A 21030-nucleotide genomic window follows, 5' to 3' on the forward strand; every position below is an offset into this window, starting at 1 on the left:
ACGGATGGAAGCCTATCAGGGATTAGCGATTTTGACGACAAATCTGCTCGATGCTTTAGATCAAGCGTTTATGCGTCGAATTAATTTTTCGGTGAAGTTTCCCTTTCCAAATGCTGCCGATAGAGCCGAGATTTGGCAGCGTATTTTCCCAAAAGAGACGCCGACAAAGAACTTAGATATGCAAAAGTTAGGTAAGCTGAATATGGCGGGAGGAAATATCCGCAATATTGCCTTAAATGCGGCGTTTATAGCGGCTGATGCGGGTGAACCTGTGATGATGAAACATCTTTTACAAGCGACGAAAAGCGAATCTCTTAAGTTAGGGAAAATTTTAACGGATTCTGAAATCAGGGGCTGGGTTTAAAATCCTGTTGGTTCATCCGACGGTTTCCGAGCAAGATCCCCGACTTCTTGGAGAAGTCGGGGATCTGTATGTGTACCTCACTTACTTGAAAAGCGCTGTAATGTTTCCCAGTCTCTACATCAGTCATAATTCACTTTCCAACGCCCGTTTAAAAGCGGCTGCACTCTTAAAATAGATCTGAGGATTATCGGTAAGCGCTAAGTCAATTACCTCCGCTAGTCCCTTGGGAATTCCAGCATCTCGTTGGCGAATCGGTACAGGTTTGTTTTGCAATACAACCCAGAATGGGTCTTGGTTACCAAAATCACGGGGTAATCTGCCCGTTAACATATAGTACAAACAAGCTGCTGTTGCCCAAACATCAACATCGGGTTTACTATATTTAAAATCAATAACCTGTTGTCGAGGCATAAAAGCCGGACTTCCCGCATATTGACCACTGCGAGACAACCCACTCAATCCTGCCAAATCAAACGCCTTGGCTAATCCATAATCAGCAACTTTGGCAAGACGCCCTAATCCTAGATTGGCAAGAAAGATATTCCCCGGTTTCAGATCACGGTGTACTAATCCTTGGGCTTGAATGTTACCACTCTGGGCTAGGGTAATATCGGGTACTTGGATAGTGTGGGCATAGTCTAACCCATCCAAGACTTGCAGCGTAATCGACATGGCTTCATTGACCGATAATTTGCCGCCGCGTTGCTGCATTAAGTCCAGAACACTGCCACCATTACAATAATCCATGGTAAAAAAAAAGGAATCCTGGTCGTAACCAAATTCCCGGAGTCGAACGATATTAGGGTGTTGTAAGGCTTTGGTTTTGTCAATCTCCATCAGGAATTGCCGGATTGCATCACTCGGACGCCTGTTGTGCGATCGCATGATTTTGAGGGCGACTAATTCCCCGGTTCGATCATGATGGGCTAAATAGACGGTTCCTAATCCCCCTTGACCTAATCGTTTCAATGTTGTATAGCCGCGAATCTTAGGTAGATAAGAGTCACATCCTAGAGTCGTTGAAGCGCTTTTTAACCCACTTTGACGGGGTAAGATAGGTTTCTCACTGGGATCAACACCAATTGTTTGTGATTCAGAGGAGTTCACATCACTGTGGTTTACCCCTTCAATCTTGACGCGCAATACAGTATGGCGAAGCTTGATTTCGTCGCCATTCTTTAAGTCGTACTCTGGAAACTGTATCCTAGCCCCTTCGGTTGGAGTTTGATATCGATGGCGTTTGCCGATAATTTTACCATTAACGTAGGTGCCGTGGAGACTACCGAAGTCACGGATACGGATATCGGGAGGATTGATATCCAGCAAACAGTGATAGCGCGAGATAGTCTTATGATACCGATCATTAGGGAGTCGGGGATGGCAATCTTTGGCGCGACCTAGAATACAAGTCGTGCGATCGCAAAATTCAAAGTTCTCACCTTTGAGACTTCCTGTGATGACTGTGAGGATAACTTTGGCAGACATCTGGGATCATTTATTGAGGAGTCAGGGTTCAGTTAGGAAAAAATGGTTTCTCCTGATCTATTGTTTCCTATTTGTCCTGGCAACCGCCACCTTGATCCTGATTTCCCTGTTTCCTGTAACTAATGAGGAGTTTGAGAGCTACCTGTAGGGGCACGATATTATCGTGCCCTTACCCTAAATGGCGTGTGTACTTATATGTATCTAGATAACTGGCGTAGGGGAGCAATGCCCAATCGTGAGGTTGGGAACCTGACGATGTAATCTTTGATTCATCGTCGGAGGATGTCACGCCAGTGAAGACGATCCCAAGTCGGGGGGAATATCCTGAAGACGCCCTTGTCCCACCGCTTGAATGGCTTCTGTGAGGGAAACATCGCCCGTATACAGGGCGCGACCCACGATCGCACCTGTCACGCCTAGGGGTTCCAACGCCAGTAAACTCAATAAGTCTGTAATCGAACTGACACCCCCAGAAGCAATAACCGGAATCGAGACATGGCTGGCTACTTCTCGCAAGGCGTCGCGATTGGGTCCTGTGAGTGTACCATCCCGGTGAATGTCTGTATAAATAATTGCCGATACACCCAAATTCGCCATTTGCTGTGCCAATTGAGTCGCGGTAATTTCTGAGGTTTCTAGCCATCCCCGTGTGGCGACTTGTCCATTTCGCGCATCGATACCAACAATAATGCGATCGGGAAACTCAGAACACAGGTGTTCGACTAAGGGATGATCTTCAACCGCCGCTGTTCCCAGAATCGCATACTGAACCCCAAGAGAAAGCAGTTGACTAACCCCTTCCTTGTCACGCAATCCGCCTCCAACTTCTACGGGAACCGATACCGCTTGGACAATGGCTTCTATGGTTTTAGTATTAACCGGATGACCCACCTTTGCCCCATCTAAATCCACTAGATGTAACCGACTCGCCCCTTGGTCAACCCATTGTTTCGCCACCTCCACCGGGTTTTCACTATAAACTTGCGATCGCCCATAGTCGCCTTGGTATAACCGTACACAGCGACCTTCGAGTAAATCAATAGCTGGAATAACGTTCATATTCGTCCTTTGTCATTCGTCATTCGTCATTTGTCATTTGTCATTCGTAAAAAACAGGGCATCAAAACCATGTCCTTGAGTGCATCGAAGGTTCAGTCGGGACGGGTTTAGTTACATCAAGGTGAACTCAAAATGATAATATAGCGGTTTTCATTTGAAAGCACTACACCCCACACCCCACACCCCACATCCTGTCTCTACCAAGGTGTATTACACCCAATCGAGAAGTGCTATGTGAAACCCGCCCCTACATTCGAAAAAACTATTCCCCCGGAGGTGGTAATTCTTCGAGAATTTTGAACCGGACATGATTAATCGCCAGATCCCCAATAGAAACCTCTTCCTTGTTAACTGGAACACCTTTACTGGTCAGGGTTTCAAACGTAATTCCTTTACCAATTTCTACATGATACCAAGCCAATCCCATAAAAAATCGAGTGGGGTAAGGTCCACCTTCGCGGGTGTCATCGGGATTAGATTCCATGGGAACCCAACCAAATCCTGGTAAGTAAAATTCCATCCAAACATGATTAAAATCAGGTTGTAAGGGAATGTCTCGTTGATCGGGATGGGCGGGACATTTGTAACGACCAACGGTACGACAGGCAATTCCACTGAGACGGGATAGGGCTAACAAGACACCGAGATACTCCCCACAGGAACCAATTCCTCGCGCTAACACCACATCTGGGGTATCGATATGGGGTTTGATTCCATAAGCGAGTTGGTCATAGACATAATTGCGAATACTATACATTTGTCGCAATAAATTCGTTTCTCGACCCGCAGCATCTAGGGCGGCGCGGCGGATGATTTCGGTATCCATGGCTAACTCGTCATCATCCACCAAGTAGCGGGATTTGTATTCCAGTGGCAATTCTGGCGTATCTTCTAAATCTCTGGGTGTAATCCGATATTTGATACTCCAAACTTCTAGAAGCGCCTTCCAGCCAAATAAATGCCGTTCTCCGGGGGCGAGGTGATCAAATTTAAACACCGCCACCCGCTGATTGCCTTGGATTTCTTCGGTGAAGGGCATACCAACGGCTTCAATGGCGCGGATTTTTTGGCGTGCGGTTTCTGAGGGTAAGGCGATGCGCCATTCTACGTCTTGGAGGGCTACGTCGTCTAGGGGGGACAGTTCCTCCACATAAGACATTTCAATTAAATAGCCATTGGAGAGAGCATAGCGTTCTTCGGCATTGTAGTGAAAGGAGAGGGGATGAATAAACGTGCGATCGCGATATTGGAGTTCGTGGTTGGGTCGGGCGTTGGGATTATCGCGGATGTAGGGTTCTTCGCTAGCATAGGCGACATAGAGAATCTCCTGATTTGTTTGTGGGTTTCGGTAGAAGGTTAAACCCGTGGGATTCTCAAAGGGAGTCAGGACGCTGAAGATAATGTTTCCGGTGGCGCGATCAAGACAATAGACCGTTTGTTCTTCCTGATCTGAGACCCAAAGTTCCTCATCCCCCACCGTAATGTTCTCCATGCCAATTCCAGGGGCGTATAAGCGGGTGATCTCTCGTCGAGTATCCCGACTGTAAATCAGGATATATCCCATTTTTTGACAGGTGATATAAACCGTCGAGTCCTTGATGGCAATACCATTGGCGGTGTAGGGCAATGTCAGGAAATGCTGAAGCTGGAGATCGCCATGCAGTTGACAGTAGTACACCTTCTCTTTCCACGTCAGCCACAGCGTATCCCCCACGATAGCTAAGCCTGTTGCATCCGCAAAATCGAGATCCGGCGAGGAGTTCAAAATTTTGGTATCGTCAGTTTGGGGGTCGATTTGCAACAGATAACCACTCGTGGCATCGATGGCAATCAATTTTTCTCCCCAAAAAGCAATACCCTGTAGGGCAGCCGCCCCAATCGGTCGAATGGTGTGGAAAGATTTCAATTTAGGTGACACAGAGGAATCAGGATTAGGAATCATGATCAGTCTATATCAAGATTTAGATTTCAGCGTTGCTATCTATACTCAGGTGGTGTTAATACCCCACTCATTTAGGCGGATACTCCGGGCGGGCATCTGAACTATTCTAAATGTGCGATCGCACCTTTGAACATTGCTTGCTATTTGGTAGCCGTTTTCATCCAAGGATTGTATTGACAAAAAAAGTTTTTTATGTATGATGAAACTTATCCGTTTTTTCCCGCACAAACTTGCCATAACCGCTTTAGTAACATTGCTTGTAACAGTAGGGTTGAGCCTGAAAGAACCCGTTCGGGTACAAGCGCAGTTCAGTAATGCCTCGATCAGTTCTCAGTTACCCGAACGATGGGAATCCGCGCCCTTGCCTCCTGGTGATGCAAGTCTACCAGATAGCAGCAATTTACCGTTTGCGGGTTGTCTGAGCAGTTATCCCATCGCCTTAGTACCCGCCTCGGGTATGGGACAGACAATTGCGGAGTATCCCACCATCTTTTGGTATCTACCCCAGACAAGGGCTTGGGGAATGGAGTTTCGGTTAACCAATAGTGATAATCAGGCAATTTATTCAACCAAGTATGCCTTTGCCCATGACACCCCAGACGATTATCAGGGAGAAGACGCCCAATTAGTCGTTGGTACTCCAGGTATACTCAGTTTAACCATACCGAGATTAACGGGTAGCTCCCTGCCGCTACAAGTGGATCAGACCTATGACTGGACCATAAGAATAATCTGTAACCCCAATGATTCATCCGGTGATGTTTATATAGCTGGCACAATCCGGCGAGTGTCAATTGATCCGACCCTAAGCCGTCGCTTACAGCAAGCACCACCTAAGGAGCGTGTGGTACTTTACGCCAAGGAACGACTGTGGTATGAAGCATTAGAGACGTTGGTGAAATTGCAGCGCGATCGCCCGAACGATCCGGCGGTGATTTCGGCTTGGAACAAACTGCTGAAGTCTGTTGGGTTAGATATGATTCGACTCGGATAAGCCTCCAGACGTGCTCTGGCACGTCTCTACCTGTTTTCTATCCCTTGTGTATTGGGATACAAAGGAGAATTCCCTAATCCCCAATCCCCCGTTCTCGACGAATTTGTGTATTTCAGCCAAGTGAGAATGGCTATACCTTTACAAAAGATTTAATTTTTCCGGCGATAGAAGCCGAGAAATCAGGAATCGGCTGTAACAGTGATGAAGATTTAGATAAGAGTGGAAACAAAGTTCCGGGATTTCCCATGTCTAAAGTTAAAATATTAACAACTTAAGTCAATGGTACTGACATAACCAGGGTTCGTAGTCAGAGCCAAAATGGGCTAGCATCCCTTGTATCCTTGTTTACGACAAACTCTTTTCAGCAACATTTCCCTTACGGTAGATGCTTGTCTGAGCAAAAAAGGCGATTACGTCTGATGACAACCAACCTGGGTCTGGAACCTTGGCTTCTGCTCTAACATCTATATACTAAAGACTCGGTTCTACGAGCATATATCTGAATTATGGCTTGCTTCACCCGCTTATCACACCTAACATTCTTAACCATAGCTTTGACCCTAGGACTAACCACCAAGCTAGTCGCTCAAGTGCCAACCCAGGTTAGGGCTACCTCTCTGGGTGCTGAACTACCGACTCAGTGGGAATTCAGAACTCCAGACAGTTCAACGCAAAAGCCGATTCCCGTGAATCGAGAAGCTGGGGGAACGCGAGGTCCAGAGGAGTGTATCCCGCAGAATCAATCACCCATTGCCTTAGTTCCAGAATCGTTGATCGGCAAAACCTTAGAAAAATATCCCAAATTATTCTGGTATATGCCGCCAACAACAGCATCGGCAGTCGAGTTTGTACTCAAAGATGCTAATGAAGAAGAAGTTTACCGGGTCAACTATTCCTTAGATCAGTTGGCAACAGGGGAAACACAGATGCCCAGAATTATGAGTCTAGCGATTCCTACCTCTGCCCATCTTACTCCCCTGAAAACGAATCAGCTTTATTATTGGCAATTAGTATTGGTTTGCGATCCCCTGGAACGTTCAGCCGATATTGTCGTGGGGGGCGGGATTAAGCGGGTGGAACCGAGTCTAACGCTAAAAATGCGGATTCAACAGGCAACGCCTCAAGAACGAGTGGCGCTCTATGCCAAGGAATTGCTCTGGTATGACACGTTAGAGACATTGGTAGAACTCCATCGGGATTTTCCCAATGATCGCAACGTGCAAACTGCCTGGAACAAGTTATTGCGCTCAGTTGGCTTACAAAGTGTTTCTGAGCAATTAAGTCCAAACCGGAGTGCTGCTTTAACTGAATCGTTGTCTAACTCAGGAGCTAGTTCTGTTGAATAAAACCACCACTATCAAGATAGGGAAAAACTAACATAAAGATTCAGACAAGAGTCCAATCCCCGGTTTCAGTTCCCTCCCTATCTCAAGCTAGAATAGAACCATTCAGGCAAATTATTCGACGAGAAACCTGAAAATTCTGCAATTATCATCCCTTTTGTAGGAAGGTTAAGTATCTGCTCAGACAGATTTTTCCAAAAACTTTGAAAGACTCTGATTAAGAAGGAGTTCTAAATTATTATGGCTTGGTTTACCCATTCATCCCGTTTTACCGTCGCTTTAGCGCTAACCCTAGGACTGGTGGCTAATGTACCCGCTGGCGTACAAGCCCAGTTAGGGGGTTCATCCCTCAACCGTGATATCCCAACCGAATGGGAATTCACGCCGCCAACTGGAGAGTCCGACAACCCGATTGCGATTAACAGACAAGGGGGAGGTACGCGAGGACCTTGTATTAAGGAAGATCGACCTCCGATCGCATTGGTTCCTATGTCTGTCGGCAAAACCGTAGCGGAGTATCCTACTCTCTCGTGGTATCTACCGAAAAACACAGCTTGGGGAGTACAGTTGGTCGTAAAAGATGCCCAGGGTGAGGAAGTTTATGCGACGAAGTACGCCTTTGCCCATTACACCGGACAAGATTCTCAGGGAGATGAGCAACAATTTGTGGTCGGCGCTCCCGGTATTATGAGCTTAACGCTGCCTCAATTAGAAAGTAGTACTCTGCCACCAGAGGTTGGTCAGGAATACAGTTGGGAGTTAGGGCTGATATGCGACTACAATAGCCCATCCAGTTATGTATACGTAGAGGGCAAATTCGAGCGAGTGGAACCCGATCCCAATCTGACACGCCGCCTCCAACAAGCAACGCCGGAACAGCGAGTGTCTATCTACGCCAATGAACGACTGTGGTATGACACGCTGAACACGTTAGTGGAACTGCGTCGTCAGCGCCCTAATGATCCCACGTTGAAAGCCGCATGGAGCAAACTTCTCCGTTCAGTCGAATTAGACGTAATTTCTGAAGAACCAGTAGCTCAGGGTGTCAGAACCAATCCGAATTAATCACCCTTGTCACTGTCATGGTACATAAGCGACGTCCTTTTTATCGATTTTCTTTGGCTGTGGGGCTAAAACTGGCGCTATTTGCCGCAGGGTTTGCCCTGATCCACAGCCCCCAAATAGTCCAGGCTCAGGGAATCCCCCAAACCTGGACAACCAACAAATATGAACCCCCAAGGGGTATTGGCTCGGCGAATCGTGTCGAAGGAGGAGCAACCCGCAGTCCTGGAGTTAATTGCCCCATTGCCGATAAACCGTTAACCGCATTAATGCCGAGCGATCGCTTTGGTACAACGGTTGCGGCTTATCCCAGCTTTTTTGTCTACCTACCAGCTTCAGCCAATCCTGGTACATCTTTACCTGTGGAGTTTGTCCTGGAAGATAGCGAGGGAAATCTCGTTTATCAAAGCAAATTCCTGACCAATGGCAAGTCAGGAATCATCACATTGGATCTACCCCAGGACGTTAGCTTATCCCCCTTGGAGGTGGGTGAAGATTATCGTTGGATGTTCTCGATTCTCTGTCCGCCTGAGAATGAACGATCCAATGATCAGGTGGTTGAAGGATGGGTGAGACGGGTTGCGATTGATCCTACCCTAGAAACTCAGTTAGCGCAGGCATCCCCGACAAAAAAAGTGGAACTCTATGCTGAGGCAGAACTTTGGCAGGATACTCTAGCACAGCTGGTGGAACTGCGCCGCAATTATCCGAGTGATTCAGAGGTGGCGAATCAGTGGGTCAAGTTGTTAAATGCGGCGGGACTTAGCAATCTGGTGGGTGAGTCACTCGCCTCTCAGAATACGCCTGTTGATGTACCCTTATCATCGTCACAACCCTAATCCTGTGAAGCACTCCAACCTCTAAGAGAGGGGGGAATTCCCCGAATCGGTTAACTGTAGGGACACGACATGTCGTGTCCCTACAATTCATATAAAGCCTAATTTGTCAACTTTTTCTAGGGAACTTGGTAATCTCAGAAAACTATGGTTAAACTCGATAAAAATACGGACAGCAATAAAATAGATAAGACAGTGCGCCAATCCAACAACTGACTCAGTAGGAAAGACTCTACCGTGAAGGATTCTGACTTATCTTTTAGCGCCAACAGCAGTGTTATAGTAGTGTCACCCCCTGATCGGAGGATATTTACCACCAACCTATCAAGTTGAGCCAACCAGACGTTTAACCCAGTGAGAGGGAAAAGTATGGCAGAAATCAGCAAAGAACAAATGCGCGAGCGCCTAGGCAATATTGACCAGATCCGAGATATCATCTTCGGCGCTCAACTCCGAGAGTACGATAGCCGAATTGACAAAATTGAATCGAACCTGGCATTGATCCAGCAAGAAATGCGCGATCGCATCGAGCAAACCAAGACTGTCTATGCGACAGAGCTACGAGCCGCCGTAGATTCCCTGGAGAAAAAACTGAAGTCGTTGAATATGACGGTTCAAAACGACAATTCGGAGATTCGGCAAACCATCGATATGGTCAACAAAAAGTTTTCTGGAAATCTGGAATCCCTGGATAATAGCTTAGAAAAACAAACCAATAATTTGCATAACGAACTCTCAGAAACTCGGGAAAAACTCCAAGAGGATATTAGAAGCCTGAGATCGTATATTTTTGAAGAACTCGAACGGCGCTTTTCCCTGATCAATGAAGGCAAAGTGGCTAAAGATGATATGGCAGATATTTTGTTTGAATTGGGATTAAGAATTAAAGGAACGGAGTTTGCGCCTGAGCTGAAAGAAGCAGCGGGTAATGATGTAGATGTTGATGTTCGGCTTTTAGAAGCAGGTCCCCTTTCGCAGTAAGATAAGGGATGATAAATGAATGGTTGTCATTCACTCAAGTGGCTGGTTATTAATCCCAACGTTCAGCAAAATGTTGGCTCAAAGCTAGCAATGTAGTGGATGTCCTAGATGAATAGGATTAGAATTGGGTCAAATGCCAACTTTGACTCAATTTGGCATTTACAAAACTCGGTGCCAATATAGAACAAGGCAGGATCAAATTATGGCTTTACCAGGAAAAAAGGGATCTGCCATATCCCAGCTAGAGGACTTGCTGGATTTATTAATGGATTTACAAGATCCTAACTCGACTGAAGCCGCCACAACAGGAATGTCTTCCGCCAAGGAGAACGGGGAAACTCAGGGTGAATCCCATACCGATCTGTTAAAACAACAGGGAGTAGAAAAAGATGAAGCAGCAGCGGAAGCAAAGGAAGTAGGGGAAGCAGAGGAAGCAGCGGAAGTAGAGGAAGTAGGGGAAGCAGAGGAAGCAGCGGAAGATGAAATTATAGCCGATTCGAGTAGTCTGGAGGATAAATCAACCCCCCAGAATTCAACGCCTTCTCAAGAGCAGGAGCAAGGTTGGGAGAGAGATGTTTCAGATCCGGTGAAAAGTCAGACTAATCTAGAGGAATCACAGCAAAACCCCACAGATAATTTTGCTACAAAGGAGACTCAAACAACATTAAAAGATTTATCAAATGGGGAAAGTGAATCATTACTTGACCCTTCAATTCCTGAACTGTCCTCCTCTGAAAACTTGAACTCATTGAATCAATCTCAGATCAACCCAACCCCACCTGAAAACGTGTCTGAACAATCTACCGACTCCAGCGATAATTTAATTTCTGATCAACTTTTAACAGCACTAGGAGAGTTGAATCAATCACCATTAGAGTCAGCAGGAAATGGACTATCCTCATCCCAGTTAAGCGAATCGGATCAGCCAAAAACTGAGGAATTTGAACAGTCAGCCGAATCCTCCTCTCAGCTTCAACATATACCTGAAAACCAGAGCCAGGAATCCCTCGCCGCTTATGATGCAAATATTGAGGATGAATTTGAACGATTGCAAAAATTACTCCTAACCCCCGATATCCTCGATTCCCAAGAAGGGATTGAACTGCTCAAAGAAAAATTTTCTTCTTTAGAAAGTCAAATTTATGATCCGAGTAATTTAATTAAATTAATGCTGCCATTAATTACTCAAATTTTAAGCATAAAAATTGCTGAAGCGAGAGAAGAAATGGCAAGTGCGATCGCGCCCATTGTGGATGAGATGATCGAGGCGAAAACCAAAGAAGATAAAGAGGGCATCTGTTCCGCCTTAGCGCCGATTATTCCCTCTGCCGTTAACTATCAAATCCTCAGCAATCCCGGTGAATTTGCCCGAGCCATTGCCCCAGAAATGAGCGCGGCGATTAAAGAACAAATTGATATTGAACGAGATGCCATGGTAGACGCCCTTTATCCAGTTATGGGGGGGACGTTCTATAAATACTTGTCCGAAGCGATGCGGACGATTGATCAGAAATTGGAAAACTCCCTAAGTCCGGAAGGAATTGCTCGCAAAATTCGGGCGAAAAGTCAGGGAATCTCTGAGGCAGAACTCATATTTAAAGAGTCGATGCCGTTTAGCATTCAGGCAATTTTTCTGATTCACAAAGCCTCAGGATTAGTGATTGCGGAAGTTCAACCCTTTGGCAAACAACACTTGGAATCAGATATGGTGGCGGGGATGCTGACTGCTATTCGCAGTTTTGTCAATGATTGTATTATGCAATCCGGTGAAATCTCCGAACTGGATCGCATCGAATACGGACATTGTGACATTCTCCTAGAAGTCGCTGGATACTGTTATCTGGCTGTGGTGACACAAGGCGATCCGCCGAAGTCATTTATCGACAAAATGCGCGAGGCTTTAAGTACCATCGTTCTTCGCCATGGGAAGGCGATCGAATCATTTGATGGTGATCCAGATAATGTACCGGAACAAATCCCCTCCCTTCTGGAATCATTAACCATCGTTAATCCCAAATCCGAAACCTCGCCGCGTAAAGTTCCTGTCGCTTTGTTAAGCCTTTGTGCGGCTGTATTGGGTCTGATTTTTATTCCTTGGGGTATTCATCTGCATCGCAGTGGTGTCAATCATCAGTTTGAGGAAGAAACCGCTGTGGCTTTGGCATCTGATCCCGAACTGGCTGTTTATCGGTTAAATGTGGAGGCACAAGGCGATACGATTACTCTATCCGGCAAATTACCGAATCAATATCTGGTCGAAAAAGCCGGACAAATTGCCCAAACCACTGTACCCAATAATGAGATAGACAATGATATCATTGCCATCAAGGTTCCCCCCGATCCCGTCGAAGTCGCCGCCGAGGTTGAGCGTGTCACCGCTATTCTCAATCAAACCGAACGTTTGGCAATTTGGACAAATTTTCAGGATGGTGAAGTTACCGTAGAAGGTAGCGTAATTCAGGTTAAAGATGCCCAGAAAATTACCGAGGCGTTAGAAGAAATTCCGGGAGTAGACTCTGTAACCAACACCGTGCAACTGCAACCTCTAGCCTTAGCCTCTCGCATCTACTTCGATCTCAATTCCGCCGACTTAAAAGCCTCAGAACAAGCCAAAATGGATGCCTTGACTGCATTCCTCAACGATTACCCCAACCAATCACTGCGAGTCATTGGTCATAGCGATCCCAGTGGTACACCCCTAGAAAATCAGGAATTAGCCCTGGAACGGGCAAAAACCGTCGCGGAAGCCCTTGTGCGTCAAGGGATTGACGCCAGACGCTTAGAAGTGTCCGGGACTACCAAACCCCCCACAGGCGTGTATGCGGATGAACCCCATAAGTACAGCCGATTCGTCGAATTTGAGGCGATCGCCCGTTAACAGCATACCCGACTCGCAAGCGCGTTGGGAAGGATTACTCTAAACCAACGACCAATGACCAATGACCAATGACAAATGACCAATAACCAATGGCTAAAATATCCAAGAAAATTTGTCTCGTCGGTGACTTTGGCGTAGGCAAAACCAGCCTGATTCGCCGTTTCGTCGAACGCCAGTTTAGCGATCAGTATCTGTCCACCGTCGGTGTGAAGATCTCCCGGAAAACCCTAGAATCCGTAAATTTACAGTTGCTCATCTGGGACTTGGAAGGACATACTAAATTTAAATCCATCGCTCCCAGTTACTTACAGGGGGCAAGTGGTGTCATCGTCGTGGCTGATGTCAGCCGCCTGGAAACCGTTGAGCGATTAGATGAACACGTTAACCTGTTTCTATCGGTTAATCCCAAAGGCAAAATTGCCATTGCCTTAAATAAATCGGATTTAGTCGAACCGGAAAAACTGAACCAACTGGTTCAAATCGTTCAGGATAAAGAATTAAATCCCGAAGCAGGACTTTATCAAACCTCAGCGAAAACAGGTGCTTATGTCGATGAGATTTTTGGACAACTTGCTGCTCAGATATTAAAGGCTTAGAATTTGTATGCCGTCCCACTTAAAACTATTAGCACCCGACTACGAGTATCTCACCCTTGATCACGAGTTACTCGTTCAAGAGTTGTCTGACGGTGTTCCTAATTTTGCGGAATCTCCTCAAGATTTAAAATTTGGCGAAGATGTCCGCTTAGCCTTTCCGGAATTAGTTGGTATGGAAGGGATAATGATGGACATTTTAACAGGACGGCAGATGAGTTTTCAGTTAGCAGGGATTGTTCGAGCTGATCAGCATCACACAGCTAAAGTGACTGATTCTCCTTTTTATTTTGATTTGCATATTTGTCACCATCAAGATGATAATGCAAGTCATTTAATTCTTTTATTTAAAGATGTCACCGAACGGATGAGGTTACAGCAAAAATTAATTCAAAAATCAAATGAAACTAATCTGTTATTAAGTGCGCTAACTCATTCTAAAAATTATATTGATAAAATTATCAGTTCAATGGCTGATGCCCTATTAGTCACTACAGCTTCAGGAGACATCAAAACGGCAAACCGTGCCGCACAAACTCTATTTGGATACAAGATAGACGAATTAGTGGGGCAACCGATTACCAAAATTATTAAAAATCAAGACTTTTTAAATAACTTAAGTCGTTTATCACCGGATAGTTCGACATTTCAGGACATCGAATTAAATTGCCTGACTAAACAGGGTGAAACCGTGGCTGTAGCGTTTTCTTGTTCGGCTCTGATAACTGATCTAGAAGGTTCACTCAATTTCGTCTATGTCGGTCGAGATGTGACCCAGCGTAAACTTTTGGAAGCGGAAATGCTTCAGGCACTAGAGCGAGAAAAAGAACTTACGGAACTAAAATCTCGCTTTATTTCCATGACGAGTCATGAATTCCGGATTCCCTTAACGGCGGTTTTTTCCTCGACAGAATTACTGGAACAGTATAGTAATAATTGGGCGGAGGAGAAAAAGCTCAAACACTTTAATCGAATTAAAGACTCAGTGAACCGCATGACAACCCTGTTAGATGATGTGTTGATTGTCAACAAAGCGGAATCGGGCAAATTGGAGTTTAATCCTCACCCCTTAAATTTAAACCAGTTATGCAGCGATTTAGTTGAAGACATTGAATTAGGTATCGGCAAGCAGCATGAAATCAGATTTGTCGATTCGGGTAGGGTGAGCAAGGCTTGCATGGATGAAAAACTCCTGCGGCATATTTTAACCAATTTGCTGACAAATGCGGTAAAGTATTCACCGCCAGGTTCTACCGTGCAGTTTAACTGTCACTGTCGAGAACAGCAGGTTCTTTTTGAAATTCAAGATCAAGGAATTGGTATTCCTCCAGAAGACCAAAAGCGGCTTTTTGAGTCCTTTCATCGGGCTAAAAATGTGGGCAATATTCAGGGAACAGGATTAGGTTTATCCATTGTCAAAAAATCGGTTGATTTACATGGGGGGAAATTGGCGGTTCACAGTGAAGTGGGTGTGGGTACAACGTTTAAAGTCACGTTACCCCTAGGAGCAGGGGAAGCAGGGGGAGCAGAGGGAGCAAGGGGAGCAGGGGAAGCAGGGGAAGCAGGGGGAGCAGAGGGAGCAGGGGGAGCAGGGGGAGCAGGGGAAGCAGGGGGAGCAGGGGGAGAAAAATTTAAATTAGAGCTTCTCCGAAACACAGATTACACAGATTGAATGACACTCTCCAGAAGTCTCACGATTAAATGACACAGATTAACACAGACAAGAAATCAGAAACCCCCTTTTTGCCTTGGCGACTAGAAGTCGCAGCTACACAAACAAAGTCCGCCTGCGCGGACTAGATTATAAAGGGGATGGCTAACCCGGATTTGGTATCACAGCCCCACCGCTACCGTAAATCCGTGAAATCAGTGTGACTAACCTGTGACAGCCCACCATTACCGTTTCAATAAATCTGTGAAATCAGTGTTTCCACCGCTACCGTAAATCCGTGAAATCAGTGTGACTAACCTGTGACAGCCCACCACTACCGTTTCTATAAATCTGTGAAATCAGTGTTTTGAGAAAACGTTATCATCAACAGCGAAACGCAACAGTGCTAACCCCGCCCCTACTGCAAACTATGACTGGTTCGATTCAAACCCTACCGACGGAGGTTGTTAACTTAATTGCGGCTGGCGAGGTGATTGATTCCTTAGCCGCCGTAGTACGAGAATTAGTGGAAAATGCTTTAGATGCTGGGGCGACACGCATCGCTGTGGCTGTATGGTTTGATTTGTGGCGTGTGCGCGTGGCAGATAATGGTACGGGTATGGACTTGACAGATTTACAACAAGCTGCATCACCCCACAGTACCAGCAAAATTCAAAGTCGCGATGATTTATACAAGATTACCAGCTTGGGATTTCGCGGTGAAGCCCTGCATAGTATTGCAGCGTTAGCCGAATTAGAGATATGCAGCCGACTGACAGGTTTTGAGGGATGGCGCTGTACGTATAATACCCAGGGAGAAGCAGAAGACACAGAAGCGGTTGCGATCGCGCCAGGTACGGTGGTGACTGTCTCGAATCTATTTGGCAAGTGGCGTCTGCGTCGTCAGGGATTACCGTCGAGAAGCCAACAACAACGCATAATCCAAGCCACGATACAGAATATAGCCCTTTGCCATCCATCGGTGACCTGGCAAGTTCAACAAAGCGATCGCTCCTGGTTTACAATTAGTCCGGGTAAAACGGCTCAACAAATCATCCCGCAACTCCTCAAACAAGTGCGCGTGCATGATTTGCAGCAATTAACCCTAGATGTTCCCACACCAGATCAGGGGAACAAAGGTACGCAGGAGACAAAGGAGTTTACTTACAACTCAACCCCAAAGACGCGCCATGGTGCGTCTCTACATTTAGTGTTAGGATTGCCTGATCGCTGTCACCGTCGCCGCCCAGATTGGGTTAAAGTAGCAACGAATGGACGGTTAGTGCGATCGCCAGAATTGGAACAGACGATTCTCACCGCTATGGCGAAAACCTTACCGCGCGATCGCTATCCGATTTGTTTTCTTCACCTACAAATTTGCCCCAGCCAAATTGATTGGAATCGTCATCCCGCCAAAGCCGAAATTTATCTGCATTCCCTTTCCTATTGGCAAGAACAGATTAGCCAAGCCATTGAACAAGCCCTGCGGATTGGGGCGGAAAATTTCGACACCGCCTCTCAATCCCATCGCGTCGGCAAATTACTGACAGCCTCAGCAAAAAAGGGAGTTTATCACCTGGATGAATCGCCAAAACCGGAACGTAATCCTTCCGACATTGGCTTAATTGAATTAAAAGCCGTTGCTCAGGTACATAAAATGTATATTCTGGCAGAACATGATACAGGAATGTGGTTAATTGAGCAGCATATCGCCCATGAACGAGTCTTGTACGAACAACTGTGCGATCGCTGGCAACTTGTTCCCCTAGAACCGCCCGTAATTCTCAACCATTTAACCCCCGTTCAACTCGAACAACTGCAACGGATTGGCTTAGAAATAGAACCCTTTGGCGATCAAATGTGGGCAGTTCGTAACGCACCCGCCCTACTCCATCAGCGAGACGACTGTGCTGATGCCCTATTAGAACTCAGTTTAGGTGGAGACTTACAAAACGCACAAGTTGCCACAGCTTGTCGCAGTGCAATTCGCAATGGCACACCCTTAACGTTAGAGCAGATGCAGACATTATTAAATCAATGGAAAATGACCCGCCATCCCCGCACCTGTCCCCATGGGCGTCCAATTTACTTACCCCTAGAAGAATCAGCGCTGGCTCGTTTCTTTCGTCGTCATTGGGTGATTGGCAAAAGCCATGGAATTTAATGTTTGTAGTTGCGCTTTAGCGCCATAATCGTATCGCTAGAGTTAACTTAAGCCCTTAACTAAAGTTAGGGCTAAAAGCTAAAACCCGTTAAAACGGGTTCAATTTTATGGGCGCGTTGAGGGTTGAGTTGTAATATCAAGTCCGGTGAATTGCCCATAATAGCAATGCTGTAATCGCAAGGGTTTCGGGCTTTTTTATTAAGGGTGATGGGTCTGGACATCATATAAGCCATAGCGCAATTCCATAACCGTGATCACGGGAACCGTAATGTCATAACAAATCCGGGGAACGCTACCCCCGTTATAACCCAGTCCGCGCAGGCGGACTTTGTTTGTGTAGCAGCGATTTCAATCGCCTTGTTGGATCAGCTTTTGTTCTGTCGTATCCCATCAATAAACGCCATTCTCGCCTCAACTATATCAGACATTAACACACAGCGCACCAGCAACTCTAAATCCAAGTTGGGTAAAAACTCACTGCGCTCAACTTGCTCATAGTCATTTTGCCGAAAATGGTAGATTAAAATCTTATTCTTTTGCCAAAACCAAACTTCAGGAATTTGAAACCGCTTGTACTTTTTGAGTTTATCCGTTCCGCCACTGGTGAGAGCCACTTCAATTGCCAGATCAGGATGGTCTTTCTTTGTGCCAATATAGTAAGACTCATCGGGAGCAAAGGAAGCCCCTTTCGTTTCTGCTTCACGAGTGGCATTGCCAATCGGGATAAATCGAATCCCCGTTTCAAATAAATAGGCTTCTATGAGAATCGCTAGAAATTTTTTAATCATTTCATGGTCTTCACCTGTCGTCATGAACTCCACACACCCATCAAGATACGTTAATTTTAATCCAGGAACCTCTTGCATCACGGCTTGAATTGCCTTGAATTGCTGCCAATTATAACGTCCGGGTAGGATAAAATACTGGTCGTTAACTGGGTTGAGTTGTTCTGTAAGTTGTATAGTCATAGTAAATTTAAACTTTTCGGGTGAGTACACAAATGCTTAGTAATAATTAAGCCAATCCAGACAAGTTTCAGTATCTATTGAATTAGAGCGGGTAATCGTTGCTCAACTTCACCGATATAGTCTACCAAACCTGTATGAATACCTCTTTCGCGCAGAAGTTCTAAATCTGTATCTTCCCAACACTGCTGTTCGCGTCTCATATCTCCGTCCGTTAGCTGTTCAACTATGACTTTCGCATTTCTAATTCGATCAGGTTCTTTCCGTGAAGTAGAGCGTAATCTGTGTGATTCCGTACAAGGGTCAAACGTTAATCTAGTTTTTATCTCTGCTAAAATTTGTTTTTCCCGTTGATTCAAGGGAACAAATCCATTCAAAACCCATGCCTCACGTTTTGGATTCGCTGTACCAATAATAATTTCCAAGAAAGGTTGTCGATTAACCTGTTCTAAGCGTGCTTGTTCAAGCCCCTGGCGGCGCTCAGGTTGATTATCTAAATCACGGATAAAGAGAACCGCCTTAATCTGTCGCGTTCTTTGCAGGAAACGAACCAAATTCAGGACTTTTATAGATATTGCACCATCAGCTTTCAACGGTTCACCCTTGCTATCATGACCCAGAAATCGTGGCGGTTTAAATCTCAGTTGTTCTTTTGCCTCGTCAATAATTTTACCAATGTCTCTCCAGCAGGAATGTTGTGTCCCATTTTGTAATCCACTCCACTGGAAAAAGTACTGAAGATTATCCTCATCTAACCAATCTACTTTCTCAACCAGAACACGTTCAGCTAATTTTGTAGCGGTTCGTGCATCTGCCCCACTTTCCACGATAACAATAAACTCAATCACTTCCTTCTCCTACAACAACCCAATCTTCCCCCTCAGCATCCCAAAACTCACCCGTTGTTAACGTTTGTTTTGCCCATTCCACATCAGGATGTTCATCTAACCGCTTGGAGACGGTGAAGCCGGAATCGGTATTATTTAAAACATGTACTTGAGCAGGAACCAGTTCATCAATGATATAGGGAGAGTGAGTCGAAAAGATAATTTGCAAATTGGGGTTGTCTTGAATAATTTCCTTAAAAACAGTCATCAATTCCCGTTGGGCTTTGGGATGGAGTCCCTGTTCAATATCATCAAGTAAAACCAAATTGGGTTGATTAGGAGTCATCAGCACAGCCAGTAATCCGAGGGTAAGTATCGTTCCTTCGCTAACGGAATGGGCGGGTATACGCTCACCACTATTCATATCAAGTACGACTTCTTGTCCGGTAAGTTCCTGAGTTTCTTCATAAGGAATAAATTTACCATTGACTTCAAGGGAACGCTGGCGATTGACAACAACCTTTGCTCGCTTGACGCCTACCTTGCGTATACCGGGTACAATTTGCCTTAACCTTTCCTCTAAAGCTTGAAAGTTATCAGGATTTTCATTACGCAGAAAGTCCAGAGTCGGCGCTAGTCCCGAACCATCATACTCAACTCGCGGTGTAATTTCATCACTGTACGCTGCTTTGGCAAGATTACTGGCTATTAGCTTAAGATAAACTGTATGTCTGAGAGACTGAGGAATGGGATATTCCGCATCTTTTAGTGAGCTTTGCCATCCCTCACAGTTATCGAGTTTGTCATCTACTTTCCACGATGCCTTTGGATACCAATAATCAGGCTTTTCTTGTGTCCAGCTATAGGATGCTTGCCAATCTTGCCGCTTGTTATATCCCCAAAAACCGCTGGCAATAACCGACATATTTTTTTTGCCTGTCGTTGTAATAAATTGAGGTGATCTTTCCTGCTGGAAGATATATTTAAATTCTGAGCCAGCCAATCGACTGAGATAATGCAACGCTTGCAGGACTGATGTTTTGCCAGCACTGTTTTGCCCGACAATGGCATGTAAACGGGAACGATCAAAAGTAAGTTGTGTAGATTGATGGCTTTTAAAATTATGAAGTTCTAACCTTTCTAACATTAGTTATATATCTACAATAGTTGAATGGACAACGAATTTTTTATTACTCGTTTTTTTGAACAATACACACCCAATTTGCTCTTCTATAACTGTCGCCAGTTTTCAGTTTGTAAACCAGGAACTCGATCAAATTCCCGTTGGTTGGCAGTAATCATGACGAGGTTGTACTGAAGGGCAGTAGCAGCAATTAGCACGTCGTAAGCGCCAATTGGCTGTCCTTGAGATCTGAGAATGGCACGAATTTGAGCTGCTTGTTCTGCTTCTGGAATGCCAAAAGGAAGCAGAGTAATGGAACTGAGAAAACTGGTAATAACGGGTTCAATTTTCTGGGTGCGTTGAGGGTTGAGTTGTAACCCATAGCGCAATTCCATAACCGTAATTACGGAAATCGCAATATCAGTTGGCGGCGTTTGCTTGAGTCGGGCTTGGGTACCGGTTTCCCCTTTGATGAAGTCGCTAATGACGCAGGTATCAAGTAGGTAGCGCATTAGAATAACTCCGGTTCGCGGGGGGGTAGAAGTTCATCACGGTAAGATTCAAATGCTGGAAAGTCAGGATCACCTTTATAGCTAAGGATAGTATCTGACCAACAGGCAACTTTGTTTTGGGTTGTTTGAGTCAGTTGACGCAAGGATTGGAGGATAAAGCTTTCAAGGGGAATATTGAGTTGGGTAGCTTGTTGGATCAGCCTTTGTTCTAAGTCTTTGGGTATGTTGATTGTGATTTGCATGGGTTTTCC

The 21030-nt window shown here is 45.4% G+C and carries 17 protein-coding genes and 1 pseudogene; 10 read left to right on the forward strand and 8 right to left on the reverse strand.

Annotated features, from left to right (window positions below; all coding sequences use genetic code 11):
• Nucleotides 1–364: pseudogene (locus RIE73_RS02470) on the forward strand (ATP-binding protein); the annotation flags it as partial.
• 123 nt (nucleotides 365–487) lie between these two features.
• On the opposite strand, the gene RIE73_RS02475 reads toward RIE73_RS02470, so the two are convergent.
• The 3 genes from RIE73_RS02475 to RIE73_RS02485 form a co-directional block, all read right to left on the reverse strand.
• On the reverse strand, nucleotides 488–1849 hold the full coding sequence (locus RIE73_RS02475; RefSeq protein ID WP_446399671.1) for a protein kinase domain-containing protein: 1362 nt from the start codon (nucleotides 1847–1849) through the stop codon (nucleotides 488–490).
• Between the two features lie 285 nt (nucleotides 1850–2134).
• Nucleotides 2135–2908: a 1-(5-phosphoribosyl)-5-[(5-phosphoribosylamino)methylideneamino]imidazole-4-carboxamide isomerase gene (gene hisA, locus RIE73_RS02480; protein WP_446399672.1), complete on the reverse strand. Its 774-nt coding sequence runs from the start codon at nucleotides 2906–2908 to the stop codon at nucleotides 2135–2137.
• Nucleotides 2909–3170: 262 nt separating this feature from the next.
• Complete coding sequence (locus tag RIE73_RS02485) at nucleotides 3171–4850, reverse strand: transglutaminase domain-containing protein (protein WP_446399673.1); 1680 nt, start codon at nucleotides 4848–4850, stop codon at nucleotides 3171–3173.
• Between the two features lie 196 nt (nucleotides 4851–5046).
• On the opposite strand from RIE73_RS02485, the gene RIE73_RS02490 reads away from it, so the two are divergent.
• The 9 genes from RIE73_RS02490 to mutL all read left to right on the forward strand — a co-directional run bounded on the left by RIE73_RS02490 (nucleotide 5047) and on the right by mutL (nucleotide 17352).
• Entirely contained in the window at nucleotides 5047–5844 is a 798-nt protein-coding gene (locus tag RIE73_RS02490) for a DUF928 domain-containing protein (protein ID WP_446399674.1), read from the forward strand.
• A gap of 506 nt (nucleotides 5845–6350) precedes the next feature.
• A complete protein-coding gene (locus tag RIE73_RS02495; protein WP_446399675.1) occupies nucleotides 6351–7190 on the forward strand; it encodes a DUF928 domain-containing protein in 840 nt (279 codons plus the stop codon).
• A gap of 237 nt (nucleotides 7191–7427) precedes the next feature.
• Entirely contained in the window at nucleotides 7428–8252 is an 825-nt protein-coding gene (locus RIE73_RS02500; protein ID WP_446399676.1) for a DUF928 domain-containing protein, read from the forward strand.
• 17 nt (nucleotides 8253–8269) lie between these two features.
• Complete coding sequence (locus tag RIE73_RS02505; protein ID WP_446399677.1) at nucleotides 8270–9088, forward strand: DUF928 domain-containing protein; 819 nt, start codon at nucleotides 8270–8272, stop codon at nucleotides 9086–9088.
• 366 nt (nucleotides 9089–9454) lie between these two features.
• Complete coding sequence (locus RIE73_RS02510; RefSeq protein ID WP_446399678.1) at nucleotides 9455–10066, forward strand: hypothetical protein; 612 nt, start codon at nucleotides 9455–9457, stop codon at nucleotides 10064–10066.
• Between the two features lie 202 nt (nucleotides 10067–10268).
• Nucleotides 10269–12944 (forward strand): OmpA family protein, encoded by a 2676-nt coding sequence (locus RIE73_RS02515; protein ID WP_446399679.1) that lies wholly within the window; start codon nucleotides 10269–10271, stop codon nucleotides 12942–12944.
• An 89-nt stretch (nucleotides 12945–13033) separates the two neighbouring features.
• Nucleotides 13034–13540, forward strand: a complete 507-nt coding sequence (locus RIE73_RS02520; RefSeq protein WP_446399680.1) for a Rab family GTPase — start codon at nucleotides 13034–13036, stop codon at nucleotides 13538–13540.
• A gap of 7 nt (nucleotides 13541–13547) precedes the next feature.
• Complete coding sequence (locus RIE73_RS02525; RefSeq protein ID WP_446399681.1) at nucleotides 13548–15209, forward strand: PAS domain-containing sensor histidine kinase; 1662 nt, start codon at nucleotides 13548–13550, stop codon at nucleotides 15207–15209.
• Between the two features lie 409 nt (nucleotides 15210–15618).
• Nucleotides 15619–17352 carry a DNA mismatch repair endonuclease MutL gene (mutL, locus tag RIE73_RS02530; RefSeq protein ID WP_446399711.1) on the forward strand — a complete coding sequence of 578 codons (1734 nt, stop codon included), beginning with the start codon at nucleotides 15619–15621 and terminating at the stop codon, nucleotides 17350–17352.
• A gap of 365 nt (nucleotides 17353–17717) precedes the next feature.
• On the opposite strand, the gene RIE73_RS02535 is transcribed toward mutL, so the two are convergent.
• The 5 genes from RIE73_RS02535 to RIE73_RS02555 all read right to left on the reverse strand — a co-directional run bounded on the left by RIE73_RS02535 (nucleotide 17718) and on the right by RIE73_RS02555 (nucleotide 21021).
• Nucleotides 17718–18320: a Uma2 family endonuclease gene (locus tag RIE73_RS02535; RefSeq protein ID WP_446399682.1), complete on the reverse strand. Its 603-nt coding sequence runs from the start codon at nucleotides 18318–18320 to the stop codon at nucleotides 17718–17720.
• 74 nt (nucleotides 18321–18394) lie between these two features.
• Nucleotides 18395–19165 (reverse strand): hypothetical protein, encoded by a 771-nt coding sequence (locus RIE73_RS02540; protein ID WP_446399683.1) that lies wholly within the window; start codon nucleotides 19163–19165, stop codon nucleotides 18395–18397.
• Nucleotides 19158–20291: an AAA family ATPase gene (locus tag RIE73_RS02545; protein WP_446399684.1), complete on the reverse strand. Its 1134-nt coding sequence runs from the start codon at nucleotides 20289–20291 to the stop codon at nucleotides 19158–19160. The genes RIE73_RS02540 and RIE73_RS02545 overlap by 8 nt, the downstream gene beginning before the upstream one ends.
• Nucleotides 20292–20374: 83 nt before the next feature.
• Complete coding sequence (locus RIE73_RS02550; protein ID WP_446399685.1) at nucleotides 20375–20779, reverse strand: PIN domain-containing protein; 405 nt, start codon at nucleotides 20777–20779, stop codon at nucleotides 20375–20377.
• Entirely contained in the window at nucleotides 20779–21021 is a 243-nt protein-coding gene (locus RIE73_RS02555; RefSeq protein WP_446399686.1) for a hypothetical protein, read from the reverse strand. Before RIE73_RS02555 ends, RIE73_RS02550 begins: the two co-directional genes overlap by 1 nt.
• Nucleotides 21022–21030 lie beyond the last annotated feature (9 nt).

Origin of the sequence: Coleofasciculus sp. C1-SOL-03 (assembly GCF_040220555.1) — a bacterium.
Classification (GTDB): Bacteria; Cyanobacteriota; Cyanobacteriia; order Cyanobacteriales; family Coleofasciculaceae; genus Coleofasciculus.

Bases quoted from the DNA above. Each gene is read 5' to 3' on its own strand.
- RIE73_RS02475 (WP_446399671.1), bottom strand. From the start codon at position 1,849: ATGTCTGCCAAAGTTATCCTCACAGTCATCACAGGAAGTCTCAAAGGT.
- hisA (WP_446399672.1), bottom strand. From the start codon at position 2,908: ATGAACGTTATTCCAGCTATTGATTTACTCGAAGGTCGCTGTGTACGG.
- RIE73_RS02485 (WP_446399673.1), bottom strand. From the start codon at position 4,850: ATGATTCCTAATCCTGATTCCTCTGTGTCACCTAAATTGAAATCTTTC.
- RIE73_RS02490 (WP_446399674.1), top strand. From the start codon at position 5,047: ATGATGAAACTTATCCGTTTTTTCCCGCACAAACTTGCCATAACCGCT.
- RIE73_RS02495 (WP_446399675.1), top strand. From the start codon at position 6,351: ATGGCTTGCTTCACCCGCTTATCACACCTAACATTCTTAACCATAGCT.
- RIE73_RS02500 (WP_446399676.1), top strand. From the start codon at position 7,428: ATGGCTTGGTTTACCCATTCATCCCGTTTTACCGTCGCTTTAGCGCTA.
- RIE73_RS02505 (WP_446399677.1), top strand. From the start codon at position 8,270: ATGGTACATAAGCGACGTCCTTTTTATCGATTTTCTTTGGCTGTGGGG.
- RIE73_RS02510 (WP_446399678.1), top strand. From the start codon at position 9,455: ATGGCAGAAATCAGCAAAGAACAAATGCGCGAGCGCCTAGGCAATATT.
- RIE73_RS02515 (WP_446399679.1), top strand. From the start codon at position 10,269: ATGGCTTTACCAGGAAAAAAGGGATCTGCCATATCCCAGCTAGAGGAC.
- RIE73_RS02520 (WP_446399680.1), top strand. From the start codon at position 13,034: ATGGCTAAAATATCCAAGAAAATTTGTCTCGTCGGTGACTTTGGCGTA.
- RIE73_RS02525 (WP_446399681.1), top strand. From the start codon at position 13,548: ATGCCGTCCCACTTAAAACTATTAGCACCCGACTACGAGTATCTCACC.
- mutL (WP_446399711.1), top strand. From the start codon at position 15,619: ATGACTGGTTCGATTCAAACCCTACCGACGGAGGTTGTTAACTTAATT.
- RIE73_RS02535 (WP_446399682.1), bottom strand. From the start codon at position 18,320: ATGACTATACAACTTACAGAACAACTCAACCCAGTTAACGACCAGTAT.
- RIE73_RS02545 (WP_446399684.1), bottom strand. From the start codon at position 20,291: ATGTTAGAAAGGTTAGAACTTCATAATTTTAAAAGCCATCAATCTACA.
- RIE73_RS02550 (WP_446399685.1), bottom strand. From the start codon at position 20,779: ATGCGCTACCTACTTGATACCTGCGTCATTAGCGACTTCATCAAAGGG.
- RIE73_RS02555 (WP_446399686.1), bottom strand. From the start codon at position 21,021: ATGCAAATCACAATCAACATACCCAAAGACTTAGAACAAAGGCTGATC.